This is a genomic window from Tissierellales bacterium (genome assembly GCA_035301805.1).
Lineage (GTDB): Bacteria > Bacillota > Clostridia > Tissierellales > DATGTQ01 > DATGTQ01.
Genome location: DATGTQ010000172.1, coordinates 1 through 15,370, shown reverse-complemented (window position 1 = coordinate 15,370; position 15,370 = coordinate 1). Strand labels below are relative to the sequence as shown.

At 30.4% G+C, this 15,370-nt stretch carries 13 protein-coding genes; 10 read left to right on the top strand and 3 right to left on the bottom strand.

The features are described 5' to 3' along the window. Positions 1-179 precede the first annotated feature (179 nt). Positions 180-605, top strand: a complete 426-nt coding sequence (gene msrB / locus VK071_08735) for a peptide-methionine (R)-S-oxide reductase MsrB (protein ID HLR35394.1) — start codon at positions 180-182, stop codon at positions 603-605. A gap of 233 nt (positions 606-838) precedes the next feature. Here msrB and VK071_08730 read toward each other — a convergent pair whose 3' ends face one another. Further along, positions 839-2,458, bottom strand: a complete 1,620-nt coding sequence (locus tag VK071_08730) for a Mur ligase family protein (GenBank protein HLR35393.1) — start codon at positions 2,456-2,458, stop codon at positions 839-841. 64 nt (positions 2,459-2,522) lie between these two features. Further along, the gene (locus VK071_08725) at positions 2,523-3,599 is read right to left on the bottom strand and encodes a D-alanine--D-alanine ligase (protein ID HLR35392.1); all 1,077 of its coding nucleotides are present in this window, start codon (positions 3,597-3,599) and stop codon (positions 2,523-2,525) included. Between the two features lie 274 nt (positions 3,600-3,873). On the opposite strand from VK071_08725, the gene VK071_08720 reads away from it, so the two are divergent. The 5 genes from VK071_08720 to VK071_08700 all read left to right on the top strand — a co-directional run bounded on the left by VK071_08720 (position 3,874) and on the right by VK071_08700 (position 7,991). Continuing rightward, positions 3,874-5,022 (top strand): double-cubane-cluster-containing anaerobic reductase, encoded by a 1,149-nt coding sequence (locus tag VK071_08720; protein ID HLR35391.1) that lies wholly within the window; start codon positions 3,874-3,876, stop codon positions 5,020-5,022. A 229-nt stretch (positions 5,023-5,251) separates the two neighbouring features. Then, the gene (locus tag VK071_08715; GenBank protein ID HLR35390.1) at positions 5,252-5,599 is read left to right on the top strand and encodes a hypothetical protein; all 348 of its coding nucleotides are present in this window, start codon (positions 5,252-5,254) and stop codon (positions 5,597-5,599) included. Positions 5,600-5,617: 18 nt separating this feature from the next. Beyond that, a complete protein-coding gene (locus tag VK071_08710) occupies positions 5,618-6,538 on the top strand; it encodes a TIGR01212 family radical SAM protein (protein HLR35389.1) in 921 nt (306 codons plus the stop codon). A 79-nt stretch (positions 6,539-6,617) separates the two neighbouring features. Continuing rightward, positions 6,618-7,154 carry a LysM domain-containing protein gene (locus tag VK071_08705; protein ID HLR35388.1) on the top strand — a complete coding sequence of 179 codons (537 nt, stop codon included), beginning with the start codon at positions 6,618-6,620 and terminating at the stop codon, positions 7,152-7,154. An 87-nt stretch (positions 7,155-7,241) separates the two neighbouring features. Further along, positions 7,242-7,991, top strand: a complete 750-nt coding sequence (locus VK071_08700; protein ID HLR35387.1) for a LysM domain-containing protein — start codon at positions 7,242-7,244, stop codon at positions 7,989-7,991. A gap of 40 nt (positions 7,992-8,031) precedes the next feature. Here VK071_08700 and VK071_08695 read toward each other — a convergent pair whose 3' ends face one another. Then, complete coding sequence (locus VK071_08695; protein HLR35386.1) at positions 8,032-8,916, bottom strand: type II CAAX endopeptidase family protein; 885 nt, start codon at positions 8,914-8,916, stop codon at positions 8,032-8,034. Positions 8,917-9,117: 201 nt separating this feature from the next. Between VK071_08695 and VK071_08690 the strand changes: the two genes are divergently transcribed. The 4 genes from VK071_08690 to VK071_08675 all read left to right on the top strand — a co-directional run. Then, the gene (locus VK071_08690; GenBank protein ID HLR35385.1) at positions 9,118-10,377 is read left to right on the top strand and encodes a double-cubane-cluster-containing anaerobic reductase; all 1,260 of its coding nucleotides are present in this window, start codon (positions 9,118-9,120) and stop codon (positions 10,375-10,377) included. Next, positions 10,378-10,602 (top strand): DUF3343 domain-containing protein, encoded by a 225-nt coding sequence (locus tag VK071_08685; GenBank protein ID HLR35384.1) that lies wholly within the window; start codon positions 10,378-10,380, stop codon positions 10,600-10,602. Between the two features lie 19 nt (positions 10,603-10,621). After that, the gene (locus tag VK071_08680) at positions 10,622-11,377 is read left to right on the top strand and encodes an acyl-CoA dehydratase activase (GenBank protein HLR35383.1); all 756 of its coding nucleotides are present in this window, start codon (positions 10,622-10,624) and stop codon (positions 11,375-11,377) included. 752 nt (positions 11,378-12,129) lie between these two features. After that, positions 12,130-15,370: acyl-CoA dehydratase activase-related protein (locus tag VK071_08675; protein HLR35382.1), on the top strand; the 3,241-nt coding region annotated here is incomplete at its 3' end.

Below are 15,370 nucleotides of genomic sequence, written 5' to 3'. Positions count from 1 at the left end.
TATATAAAACTTTTAGAATATTATTTTACAATATTTAATGAAACAATATAATTAAAATCTTTAGGGTAATATATAGTTATAGGGAAGGGCTAAAGTTGGATGATACTTCTGGAATTAATATATTATAAAAAGTTTATAGAGAGTTATGTAATTGGATAATAAAAATTTGAGGTGATTATATGGATAAAAGTAAACTTACTCCAATTCAATACAAGGTTACTCAAGAGAACGGTACTGAACCTCCTTTTGAAAATGAATTTTGGGATCATGAGGAAGAAGGACTGTATGTAGAGATAATATCGGGAGAACCATTATTTAGCTCAAAAGATAAATCTGATGCTGGTTGTGGTTGGCCTAGTTTTACTAAACCTGTTAATGATGAAACTATAGTGGAAAAGCTAGACACCAGTCATGGGATGGTGCGCACAGAAGTAAGAAGTAAAGAAGGAGATTCTCATTTAGGTCATGTATTTAATGATGGACCTAAGGATAAAAGTGGCTTAAGATATTGTATTAATAGTGCAGCCTTAAGATTTATTAAAAAGGAAGATTTAGAAAAGGAAGGTTATGGTGAATATTTAAAGCTTTTTGAAAACGGACAGTAAATAAAAAAGCCTTATAGGAATTTTCCTATAAGGCTTTAAAGAAGTACAAATTTGCTTTTTAATCTATAATAACATAATATATTTTACTGAAGTTTCCTAATTTATGCACGAACTGAACTCTTGATTTTAATATATTTTTAAAACTAATTTCCCACACCTATACATCATATCTATACATATAGAAAGTATTGTAAAGTTACATTTTAAATCTTTTACTATAGCCTATAATTTATTTATTTTTTTAAAGCTTCTACAATATCTTCTAGTTCTAAGCTCCTTGAAGCTTTAATCAATACTATAGTATCCGGGTCCACATATTCCTGCAACTTTTCTACAAGTTCGTCCTTATTCATAAAGCTAAAGATTCTATCTCCAGAAAAATTAGATTTTGCCCCCTCGCCAATATACTTTCCAAAAGGTCCTATTGTAAATATATAGTCAACATCATCTGGGTCAATAGCCTCTCCAGTTTCTTTATGCATATTTATTTCATTTGGACCTAATCCTAGCATGTCTCCTAAAACTACGATTTTTTTATTGTATTGATCCATTGTTTTAAGAGTCTCCAAGGCAGCTACGACACTAGAAGGATTGGATTTATAAGCATCATTTAATATAGTACATTTTTCTGTATGAATTAATTCATTTCTCATGCCTGTTGCATCTATATTTAAGAATCCTTCCTGTATTTCATCAAAAGGAATTCCATAATGTTTAGCTACTATTATAGCAGCAGTAGCATTGTAAATTTGATGTTTACCTAATAGAGGCAAATTAAAGTTAGGATAATCTGCTCCTTCTAGTGTAAAGCTAATATCCTTTTCGCTCATATTTATAAGTTTAGGTCTATAATTATTAAAGTCTTTTTCACCATAAGAGACTGTTTTAAAATCTGTATCTTTGTTTTCTATATAATTTCTCAATAAGGGCTCATCACCTAAGTATATAAATAATCCTTGAGGGTCCAGGTGGTTTATAATTTCTAATTTAGCCTTAGCAATATTTTCTCGAATGATGAAATCTTCTAAATGTGCTTCTCCAATATTAGTGATAATAGCAATTTCCGGTCTTCCAATTTTAGATAATAAATCTATTTCCCCATAACCAGACGTGCCCATTTCTATAACTGCTATTTCTGTATCTTTGTTTTCTATATAATTTCTTAATAAGGGCTCATCACCTAAATATATAAATAATCCTTGAGGGTCCAGGTGGTCTATAATTTCTAATTTAGCCTTAGCAATATTTTCTCGAATGATAAAATCTTCTAAATGTGCTTCTCCAATATTAGTGATAATAGCAATTTCCGGTCTTCCAATTTCAGATAATAAATTTATTTCTCCATAACCAGACGTGCCCATTTCTATAACTGCTATTTCTGTGTCTTCCTCTAAATCTAATATAGTTAAAGGCATACCTATTTCATTATTTAAATTGCCTAATGTTTTTTCTGTTTTATATTTTCTACTTAATATACTGGCTATAATGTCTTTGGTAGTAGTTTTGCCATTACTTCCAGTAATACCTATAACTTTGGTGTTTAACTCTAATCTATAGGCTTTTGCTAACTTTTGTAATGCTACTAATGTATCATCTACTAGTATTAAAGGAAAATCTATAGTTGGTACAGGCTCATCCTTATTCCATAAAGCAGCTATAGCGTCTTTTTCTATTGCCTTTTCTAAAAAATCATGACCGTTAAAGTTTTCTCCTTTTATAGGTATGAATAATTGTTTAGGTTTTATACTCCGTGTATCTGTAGAGACTCCTTCTATAGTTAAGTTTTCAAATTTATTTTCTAAATTAGAGCCTTCAACCATTTTTTTAATTTCTTTTAAATTCCGTCTAATCATTTTACTATAGAAATGTCACAATATATCTTAAAGGGTATAAGGAGACATTTCTATGTCCTCCTCTCTATGCTTTAGTGTTTAAAATATTATTTTTCTCGTTATATCTATCGAAAGCTAATTTTATTAATTTTTCAACTAATTGGGAATAAGTAGTACCATCAGTAGCTCCCCATAGAACAGGTGTCATACTTACAGCTGTAAAACCAGGCATTGTATTTATTTCGTTGACATAAATTTCATTGTCATCTGTAACAAAAATATCCACTCTTGCAAGGCCACGGCAATCTAAAATTTTAAAAGTTTTTTCTGCAAGTTTTCTAACTTGAATAGTTACTTCTGGTGTTAGTTTTGCAGGGATTACAGGAATAATTTTACCATCAATATACTTAGCATTATAGTCAAAGAAAGGATCTTCCATAATAAATTCTCCAGGTACTGAAGCTTTTGGATGATTATTTCCCACTACGGATATTTGCATTTCCCTAGCAATAACCTCCTCTTCTATAATTACTTTATAATCATATAAGAAAGCCTCGTCAATGGCTTTTTTAAGCTCCTCACGATTTTCAACTCGATTTATACCAACACTTGAGCCTAAATTAGCGGGCTTTATATAATATGGGTAGTTTAAATCGTCTTCTATTTTTTGGCAAGCTGTATCTTTATCTTCTTCCCAGTTATGTAGTTTAATAGAAGTATATTTTGTTTGGGGTATATTGTGTTCTGCAAATAAATCCCTCATAATTACTTTATCCATTCCGGCCGCAGATGATAATACTTCATTACCTACATATGGAATATTTAATAATTCCAGAAGTCCCTGAATTGTACCGTCCTCTCCATTTGTACCATGTAATGCAGGGAATATAATACTTTTTTCATTACTTTTAAATTGATTTAATAAAAAATCCCCTATAGATTCAGCTAAAGTATTTGTAGTAGTCCTTCTGAGTTCATCAGGGTCCTCTATTTTGCCTTCTAATAATCCTAATGGACACCAGATTCCATCATTTGTAATATAAACTGGATAGACATTATATTTATCTTTATCTAGTGAGTTAATAACAGCAGTTGCACTTTTTAAGGAAACCTCATGCTCAACAGATTTACCACCGTACAATACATAAATATTCGTTTTCATATATTTAACCTCCAAAATTTTATTTCACTAAAGTGATTTAATATATAACTTACTATTATATCAGATTAATCTTACTATATAAATTATTATTAGTCCATTGGATAATTAATACCAAATTACGGGGATTGGTAAAATCTAATCTATAATAATTAATCTAATCTATAATAATTAAACTGTTATAGATAAAAGTAATTTGATTGTAAGGTACTAGACTAGATATAATTAATTTGACGATATGCTTATTAAATAAAGGAAAGTTAAGGAGTTGGATAATATGAATCGACTACCAGATAATTTTGATGAATATGAAGAAGCTAAGCGAGAAGGCTTTTTAAAGGTTAAGGAGTTTAGGGATAAAGGGGTTAAGGTAGTAGGAACTTTTTGTACCTATACTCCATTAGAAATTATTGATGCAGCTGGAGCAGTTCCAGTATCATTATGTGGAACTGATAATAGTTCTGTAGCAGATGCTGAAATGCATTTACCTCAGAATTTATGTCCATTGATTAAATCGAGTTATGGATATGCTATAACTGACAAATGTCCTTATTTTTACTTTTCTGATCTAATAGTAGGGGAAACTACATGCGATGGAAAGAAAAAAATGTATGAAATCTTAAATAATGTTAAACAGACTCATGTAATGCATTTACCTCAAGGCCAAAATAAAGAACATGCTTTTGAATATTGGAAAAAGGAATTATTAATTCTTATAGATGTTCTTGAGGAAAAATTTAACGTAAAAATAACGGAGGATAAATTAAGGGAAGCTATAAAGGAACGAAATGAAGAACGAAAAGTGTTAGTTGATTTTTATGAACTAGGTAAACTTAATCCTTCTCCAATTTCTGGCTATGAAATAAATACAGTTATGGAGGCTATGGGCTTCGAATTTGATAAGAAAAAAATGCGCCAAGATATAACCAAAAGAACTGAAGAATTAAAAGAAAAGTATGAGAAAGAATTTAAAGGAAAGAAAAGTAATAGACCAAGAATTGTAATAACCGGCTGCCCTTCAAATGGGGTTCGAGAGAAAGTTCTTAAACAAATAGAAGATTTAGGTGCAGATATAGTTTGTTTCGAAAATTGTTCAGGGCCTAAGGAAAAAATGGAATTAGTGAATGAAACTATAGATCCGATAGATGCTTTAGCACAAAAATATCTAAATGTAAACTGTTCAGTTATGACTCCTAATCCAGGGCGATTAGATGTACTAGGTGAAATGATTGATGATTATGAAGCTGATGGGGTTATTGAAATAATTCTTCAGGCTTGTCATACTTTTAATGTAGAATCTTATAATGTTAAAAATCTTGTTACTAAGGAAAAAGGTCTACCTTATATATGTATTGAAACTGACTACTCAGAATTTGATACAGGCCAATTAAATACTAGATTAAATGCATTTTTAGAGATGCTTTAAGAGAAACCCTCCAAATGGAGAGTTTCTTTTTTAATTGAGTTAAATATATAAGAAATAGTTTGTAAATATTTGATATAATTAAAAATATAAAATCATATTTTGCAGTATATGATATTACGAAAGAACTCATGTAGGATTTATTAAAAATGTAACATATTTACTAGTGAAATATTTAATTAATAAAGGTTTATAATAAAATATTTTTATTATAAAGAAAGGAGGGAATTCTGTGGAATCAAAATATAAATATTTATCAATTCTTATTGCTTATAAAAATATTAATAAAGATATTAAAGAAATACTCACAAAATATTCTGTATATCATATAGATGAAAAAGACGATTTAGATTTCTTGGAGGAACTTATGGTTGCAGGTCAGAAGGTTGGATTAAATGAAAGGTTGCAAGTATATTTAGAAAAGTTTAATTATAGTATATTGGAAAAGTTGGAAAAAGGATATATGCTGGATATAATAGAAATTCATAAATCCTATGATATATCAAGAAGAAGATTGTTAGAAGAACTTGATATGCAGTTCGGGGAAGATATACTAGTTGTAGATGAAATAGTAATATAATATTAAGGTTGTGATATTTTGATTTGGGGAGATAAGAGATACAGGTCCTTTAACTATGAAATGAGAAAGATTTTTGGTGAGAAAGTAATGAAACTTTCTCTAGATGGAGGTTTTACCTGTCCTAATAGAGATGGAACTATAGGTAATAAGGGCTGTATATTTTGTGGTGAAGAAGGTTCAGGAGAATTTGCAGCTTCTAGATATTTACCTATAAGAGAACAAATGGAACAGCAAAAAAAATTATTATCTAAAAAGTGGCCTGTAGGAAAATCTATTGCCTATTTTCAAAGTTTTACAAATACTTATGCTCCTATAGTGGATTTAGAGAAAAAATATACAGAAGCAATTGTACAGAATGGAATAGTGGGTTTGGCAATAGCTACTAGGCCAGATTGTTTGTCTAAAGGGGTTTTAGATTTATTGAGTAAGTTTAATGAGAAGACCTTTCTCTGGATAGAATTAGGACTTCAAACCATCTATGACAATACTTCTAAATTTATTAGAAGAGGATATGAACTAGAGTGTTATGAAAGAGCTGTAGAAGAATTAAATAAAAGAAATATTAAAGTGGTTACTCATCTCATCTTTGGTTTACCTAATGAATCTCATAAAGATATTTTATCGTCAGTAAAGTATGTGGCAAATACGAATACCTGGGGGGTTAAATTTCACACATTGTATATTCAAAAAGGGACTGATTTATATAAACATTATGAAAGAACCCCTTTCCCCATTTTATCGAGGGAAGAATACATTTCATTAGTTTGTAATAGTATTGAACGACTTCCACAAGATATGGTTATTCACAGGTTGACAGGCGATGGGAAAAGAGAATTGTTAGTGGAGCCAAAATGGACTTTAGACAAACTAAAAGTATTATCAGGAATAGACATGGAATTAAAAAGACGAAATAGCTTTCAAGGAAGTATTAAGGTTTAATATATATATAAAATTAATAACATTCACCTTTCTATAAACATATTATGTAATAGGTTAAAAAATAGGAAGGTGATTTTTTATGGATAATTATAGAATACAACAACGATGTCCTTTAGGAAGTTCTCCATATATTATTAAATCTGGGGACACCTTATTTAACTTAGCTTCAAGATATGGAACAACAGTAGAAGCAATTTTGACTATAAATCCAGGTCTTGATCCTGAAAGTTTACAAGTTGGAAGAATAATTTGTATCCCTACTGTGGCACCGCCAGTACCTCCATGTCCAGGTGGATTTTATTACACAATAAGAGCTGGAGATACTTTTTTCAGAATAGCAAATCAATTTAATATAACTGTAGATGCATTAAGAAGTGCAAATTCAGGAGTAGATCCTAATAGACTGCAAATAGGTCAAGTAATATGTATACCAGTATCGGCTCCCCCTACACCATCTTGTCCAGGTGGATTCTTATATGAAATAAGATCAGGGGATACACTATTTTTAATAGCTCAAAGATACAATCTGTCAGTACAGGAATTAATAGCAGCAAATCCAGGAATAGATCCAAATAGGTTAAGAGTTGGTCAACGAATATGTATACCAAATAGTTAATAAGAAAATACCTTATTTCTTTAACGTTTAAATTCCTAAATGCATATTATATAATGCAACGAAATATTGTAAAGAAAGGTGGTTAAAATGGGCGATAAAATAAAAGAGCAACAGGTTTGTCCACCGGGGAGTTTTCCTTATACTATTAGATCTGGTGATACTTTGTTTAAATTAGCTCAGAGATTTAATACAACTGTAGATGCGATAACAGCTATAAATCCAGGTATTGATCCAAATAACTTACAAATAGGTCAGCGGATTTGTATACCAACAAAGATGCCTCCAGTACCTCAATGTCCTAATGGATTCCTTTATACAATAAGACAGGGAGATACTTTCTTTAGACTAAGTCAAAGATTTGGTGTAAGTGTAGAGGCAATAATGAGAGCAAATCCGGGAGTAGATCCAAATAATCTACAAATAGGTCAAGTAATTTGTATACCAACAAAGATGTCTCCTATACCTCCATGTCCTAATGGGTTCCTTTACACAATAAGACAGGGAGATACTTTCTTTAGACTAAGTCAAAGATTTGGTGTAAGTGTAGAGGCGATAATGAGAGCAAATCCAGGAGTAGATCCAAATAACTTACAAATAGGTCAAGTAATTTGTATACCAACAATGATGCATCCAGTGCCTCAATGTCCTAATGGATTCCCTTATACAATAAGACAGGGAGATACTTTCTTTAGACTAAGTCAAAGATTTGGTGTAAGTGTAGAGGCAATAATGAGAGCAAACCCAGGGGTAGACCCAAATAACCTACAAATAGGTCAAGTAATTTGTATACCAACTATGGTATCTCCAAGACCCCCTTGTCCATGGATGGATATGTAACATAATGTAAAAAGCCTAGGCAAATATAGTCTAGGCTTTTTTACATTAAAAGTTTTATAGTTAGAATTAGCATAATATTTACCATTATAAATATTATTATACTTATAATTAAAGGTTTGTTAAAGATGACCTCATTAGAGGTTCCTATTTGTTTTTTAAAGTCTACGTTATTTATCTTTGCAAGTAAATATATTAGTCCAATAATAATAAGTAAAGATATAAATACTAGAATAATAGGGTACTTATAATTATGATTATAATCACTTTGGACTACCTCATTATCCTTAGGGAAAAGAAATTTAATAATAATATCAATAAAAACTGGGGCACTATTGTTAACGAAATGGAAGAATATAGCGGAAAATATAGAGTTTGTAGCAAAAACTAAATAAGATGCTATGGTTCCACTAACAAAAGTGTGAGAAAATTGAAATGTATTTAAATGTAGTATACCAAACATGAACCCATTTATAAGGGCTGCAGATAATCTATTTTTATTCCTATATCCATCTAATATAATACCCCTCATTAATAATTCTTCCAATATAGCTGGAGTAATTGCAGTAAAAATAAGTAGTTCTAAATTAGATTGTTTACTTGCCTCTATAACTAAATCAGGCATAGTTTTTCCAAAATAGTTAGTATAGAAAGAAATAATGATAATGGATATAGGCAACATAGATAACCATATGATAAAAACGATGAAAAGGGATTTAAGGCCAATTTTATTAAATTTAAAAATTCTACTTGTTGCTTCTTTATTACGAAAAGTATATATACAAATTGGTATTAAAAAAGCTATGTATTGATAAAGATTAGAATGTATAGGTAGAAACTCAGCTACTAAGGACCAAATAAGGGTTAACATAAAAAATAAATTTACTTTATATATTTTTCGTTCCTTTGTTAATACTTTTCCTTCCACAGTTTACCTCCCTTTCTAACATATAAGTTTGTTAACAATACCATTATATAAGAAGTTAAAGAAATAACCAATAAAAGTCTCAATATAATATAAGAATATTAAATACTGTTTTATTTAATATTAAAAATATTTATATAGGACACATAATTTTAATCTTAGTGATATAATTTTCATGGATAAAATATAGAAGGGGGAAGTATTATGGGTGATTACAAAAAGATGTGGGAAGGCTTAGGAATAGATATTGAGAAGCATGATGCTTTATGTGATGCATTACCAGAATTATTTGGAGATATATATTTAACTCAAGAAAATAGACCAGAAGCAATGAATTATTTTAATTATGTAGTTGCAGAAGTACATGGTGCAAGAATAAAAGAGTTAGAAAAACATAAGAAAAACGGTGGTAAGGTAGTAGGAACTTTCTGTGTATTTGTACCTGATGAGGTAATACTTGCTACAGGTGCTATAGGTGTTGGACTTTGTTCTGGAAGCCAATTTTGGATTGAAGATGGTGAAAAAGTACTTCCAAGAAATCTATGTCCATTAATTAAAGCATTTACAGGAGCTAAAGTAGGACTTACATGTCCATATTTTCAGTCCTGTGATTTATTAGTAGGTGAAACTACTTGCGATGGTAAGAAAAAAGCCTATGAAATATTAGAAGATTATACTCCAGTCCATGTAATGGAGCTACCTCAAATGAAAAGGGAAAAGAATTATGAGCAATGGGAAGATGAAATAAAATTATTTATTAAGGAGATGGAAGAACTTACTGGTAATAAGGTAACTGTAGAAGGCTTGAAAAAGGCTATAGATTTAACTAATAGGAAGAGAAGAGTATTAAAAAGACTTTATGATTTAAGAAAAAATACTCCTTCGCCAATTAGTGGTTTAGACTCACTTTTAATTACTCAAATTGCCTTCTATGATGAACCAGAAAGATTTATAAAACAGACAGAAGAACTATGTGATGAATTAGAGGAAAGAGTTAAAAATTCAAAGCCTAATGGGAAGAAAAGAATAATGATAACAGGAACACCTATGGCTTTACCAAATTGGAAGATGCATTCTATAGTAGAAGGTTTAGATGCTGAAATTGTAGTAGAAGAAACTTGTATTGGAACTAGATATTATGAAAATGAAATATCAGCTGAAGGAGAAACTATTGATGAGTTAGTAAAAAATATGGCCGATAGATATATGAATATAAACTGTGCTTGTTTTACGCCAAACGATGGTAGAACAGAAGATATTCTAAGATACTCAGAAGAATACGATATAGATGGTGTAATCTACTATAATTTATCTTTCTGCCATACTTATGCAATAGAATATAACCAAGTTGAAAAGGTACTTAAAGACAATGATATACCAGTACTAATGGTAGAAACTGATTATTCAGAAGAAGATACTGGACAAATAAGAACGAGAGTTGAGGCGTTTTTGGAGATGATTTAGTTGGAAAAGCATTATATTTTGTTTCCTAATTATAGTCAAGGATTAAAGCTAGAGTCCTCTTTGAAAGAAGAAGGTATAAAATATGTTATTTCACCAACTCCTAGAAAGCTTTCAACTAGTTGTGGAATATCTATTATGTATAGGAAAAAAGATGAAGAGAGGATAAAGTCTATTATAAAAGGAAAATCTATTAAAGTAGAAGGCTTATTTACTTTAGATAAATAGGGTTAAAGGTGTGATAGTAGTGAACTATGTAGGAATAGATATAGGCTCAACTGCTTCAAAAGTTTCGGTTTTTCATAAAGATGAATTGAAACTTAATATGGTAATGCCTACAGGTTGGAGCAGTGTAGATACTTCAAATAAGATAAAAGATGAATTGAAAAGAAAGGGAATAGATGTAGATGAATCAAAAGTCGTAGCTACAGGTTATGGACGAGTATCTGTTCCTTACGCTCATAAAACCATAACTGAAATTACTTGTCATGGTAAAGGGGCCTATTACCTAGCTCAGGAAGATTTAACAGTAGTAGATATTGGGGGACAAGATACAAAAATTATAACTGTGGATAATGGGAATGTATCAAATTTTATTATGAATGATAAATGTGCTGCAGGAACAGGCAGGTTTATGGAACTTATGGCTAATACACTTAATGTTTCTATAGGTGAAATGGCGGAGATGGCATTAGGTGGTGAGGATATTAAAATCACTAGTATGTGTACTGTTTTTGCAGAGTCAGAGGTTATAAGTCTTATTGGTAGTGGAGCTAAAAGAGAAGATATTGCCAGGGGGGTTATGAATTCTATTATTGGGCGTATTAAAACTCTTTTAAATAAACATGGAATAAGAGGAAGTTTATATTTAACTGGAGGTCTTTGTGAACTTAATCCTTTTGTACAATTATTATCAGAAGAACTTAATAAAGAAGTTACAACAAGTCCACTTGGTCGGTATGCTGGATCTATAGGAGGAGCGTTATTAGCAAAGAATATATAAAGGTGTAGAATTAATGAATGAAGACTTAACTAAAAATAGTTAAATAATGAGGAAAAGATATATTTATAAATATATCTTTTCCTCAATGTGTTTTGTAATCTTATTCTATAATCTATTCTTAACCAACGAGAAGTTATACATAATTTACCTGAATTTATTAACTTGTAACTTTAAGATAGTTTAATTAATATGTAGTATACTATATAGTTTTTCTAGCCTTTATATTAGAGTTTATTATGTGATTATACTTAAAATAAGTGGCTAATTATAAAGACTTTTAAAGTAATAATAGATAAGTTTAATAATAGAACTAATAATTAAAATGAAAACAATTTTTTCAAAAAATTTTAGGGTAGAAAGCCAAATCTAAAATAATAAAAGTTAAAACTATTATTAAAATATCAATAAAGGATTTTCTAAATATTGAATAAAAGGTTTTGACATAAAACATTTTTCTTTTAACAAAATTAAGATATTATTTATAGATTTATGACTATATAATATATTTTAATATATTTCATTTTATATAATTATATCCTATATATATAACTACTATTGTAAAGCTTACATAAGTTCTAACAATGTTGAGTATTATTCCACATTATGCTATAATCCATATAAGAAAATTGATACCAAAGTTATTTCAGATAGAAGATATTTTTGGTGTATGGCAAGGCCATAATACCAATATTTTTTTATAAAAAGTTTTAATAAATGCTAAAGGGGGCAAGCGGCTAGTTGCTGCAGATATAATGACTAAATTGCATGTTGGTTTAGATGTAGGATCGACTACTGTTAAGATGGTAGTTCTAAATAACAGATTTCAAATAGTATATAGTAAGTATAAAAGACATTTATCAGATATAAAAAGCAGTGTGAGTGAGCTAATTTTAGACGCATATAGGTGTTTCAAAAATGAAACAATTAGTGTAATGGTCACTGGTTCAGGTGGACTGTCAGTTAATGAGTGGCTGAATATTCCATTTGTTCAAGAAGTAGTAGCATCTACAACAGCCATAAGAACATTTATCCCTGAGACAGATGTAGTTATTGAACTTGGTGGAGAAGATGCAAAGATTATTTATCTTGATGGTAACGTAGAGCAAAGGATGAATAGTATATGTGCAGGAGGAACTGGTGCGTTTATTGATCAAATGGCTGCTTTACTAGAGACAGATGCTGCTGGCTTAAATGAATTATCGAAAGGACATGGGGCAATATATCCAATAGCTTCTAGATGTGGTGTTTTTGCTAAGACAGACGTTCAAGCTCTTATTAACCAGGGAGCATCAAAAGAAGATATTGCCGCATCTGTATTCCAGTCTGTAGTAAATCAAACTATATCTACTCTTGCCTGTGGAAGGCCTATTAAAGGAAATGTGGCTTTTTTAGGAGGACCTTTATATTTCTTATCAGAATTAAGGGATAGATATGCAGAAACTTTAAAGTTAAAGGATGAAGAAATAATATTCCCTGAAAGTTCACAACTTTTTGTGGCAATAGGGGCAGCTCTTAATTCTGTAAAAGAAAAGGGAATGAAATTTTCAGAACTGAGAAATAGATTGGATGATATAGAGAAACCTATGAATATGGGGATTAAAAAAATAAGACCTTTATTTTTAGATAAAAAAGAATTAGAAAGCTTTAGGGAAAAACATAAAACCCGTAAGCTTAGGAATAGAGATATAGAAACTTATAAGGGAAATTGTTATTTAGGAATAGATGCGGGCTCTACAACAACAAAGGTTATATTACTAGATGAAAATAATAATATACTGTATTCATTTTATGGTAATAATAAAGGTAAACCTTTAGGTTTAGTTGTAGATATATTAAAAGAAATATATGATTTATTGCCTGAAGAGGCTAATATAGTTAATTCAGCTGTAACAGGATATGGAGAAGAACTTATAAAGGCAGGTTTAAATGTAGATATAGGAGAAGTAGAAACTATTGCCCATTATAAAGCAGCCCAATTTTATTTACCGAAAGTAGATTTCATATTGGATATAGGCGGGCAAGATATGAAATGTATGCGAATTAGAAATGGAGTTATAGATAGTATCTTATTAAACGAAGCTTGTTCTTCAGGTTGTGGATCCTTTTTAGAAACTTTTGCCCATTCTTTAAATATGGAAGTAGAAGATTTTCTAAATGAGGGATTGACAGCAGAAAACCCTGTAGATTTAGGCTCTAGATGTACTGTTTTTATGAATTCAAAAGTAAAACAGGCACAAAAAGAAGGTGCTTCTGTAGGGGACATTGCAGCTGGACTTTCTTATTCAGTAATTAGAAATGCAATACAAAAAGTTATTAAAATAAGAGACCCAGAAGAAATGGGGGAAAATATAGTAGTTCAAGGTGGTACTTTCTATGGAGACGCTATATTAAAAAGTTTTGAATTAGTATCTGGTAGAAAGGCCGTTAGACCAGATGAACCAGGTTTAATGGGAGCCTTAGGAGCTGCACTGATTGCTAAGGAAAGACATGAAGAAGGCACTATTTCTTCAATATTAAAATTAGAGGAATTGAATGATTTTAGAAATAAAATTAAGATGGCTAGGTGTGGTAGGTGTGGAAATAATTGTTTGCTAACTATTAACCTATTTTCCGGTGGAAATAAATACATAACGGGTAATAGATGTGAAAAAGGTGCTGGGGTAAATCCAGAAACTAAAAATATACCTAATATGTTTGATTATAAATTAAAGAGGACTTTTGATTACTATGAGCCATTAAAAGCCAATGAAGTAAAACGTGGAAAGGTAGGAATACCTAGGGTACTTAATATGTATGAAAATTATCCTTTCTGGTTTACATTTTTTACGGAATTAGGATATGATGTTGTCTTGTCTAGTAAATCATCAAGAGAGTTATATGATAAGGGTATAAGTACTATTCCTAGTGAAACAGCATGTTATCCAGCAAAGCTAGTACATGGTCATATTATAGATTTAATAGAAAAAGGTGTAGATTTTATATTCTATCCATCTGTTTTCTATGAAAAAAAAGAAGATGATGGTGCAAATAATCATTTAAATTGCCCAGTAGTTACTTCTTACCCTGAAGTAGTTAAAAATAATATAGAAGATTTAGAAGAGAATAATGTGTTGTTTTTAAATCCTTTTGTAACCTTTGATGATGAAAAGGCAATGAAAAAGGTTTTAAATGAATTTTTAAAAGAATTGTCTATACCTAAAGGGGAAATAAATAAAGCGTTGGACAAGGCCTGGAAAGAAAATGAAAAATATAAAGATGATATTAGAAATAAAGGAAAAGAAGTATTAGAATATCTAGAAGACAATGGTAAAAGGGGTATAGTTTTAGCTGGTAGACCTTATCATATAGATCCTGAAATAAATAAAGGTATTCCAAATTTAATTACCTCTCTTGGTATTGCGGTTTTAACTGAAGATGCAGTGGAAGATTTAGTAGATGTAGAAAGGCCTTTAAGGGTAGTTGACCAATGGACTTACCATTCCAGACTTTATAGGGCAGCTACCTTTGTAGCAGAAAGTAAGAATCTAGAATTAGTACAGTTAAATTCTTTCGGTTGTGGTCTAGATGCAGTTACTACAGATCAGGTTCAGGAAATACTAGAAAGCTATGAAAAAATTTATACTGTGTTAAAAATAGATGAAGTAAGTAATTTAGGTGCAGCTAAAATAAGAATTCGTTCATTAAATGCAGCTTTGGAAGAAAGAGAAAGGGCTGGCTTTAAACCTAAAAAAATTGGTCAGTTGCCAGAAAGAGTTATTTTTACAAAAGAAATGAGAGAAAATCATACTATCCTTGTTCCACAAATGGCACCAATTCATTTTGAATTGTTGGAAAGGGCAATAAATACTTGTGGTTATAATATAAAAATACTTCCATCAGTAGACAAGGATGCTATTAATGAAGGGCTAAAATATGTAAATAATGATGCTTGCTATCCATCAATAATTGTAGTGGGGCAGTTTATAAATGCGTTGAAATCCGGTAAATATGATT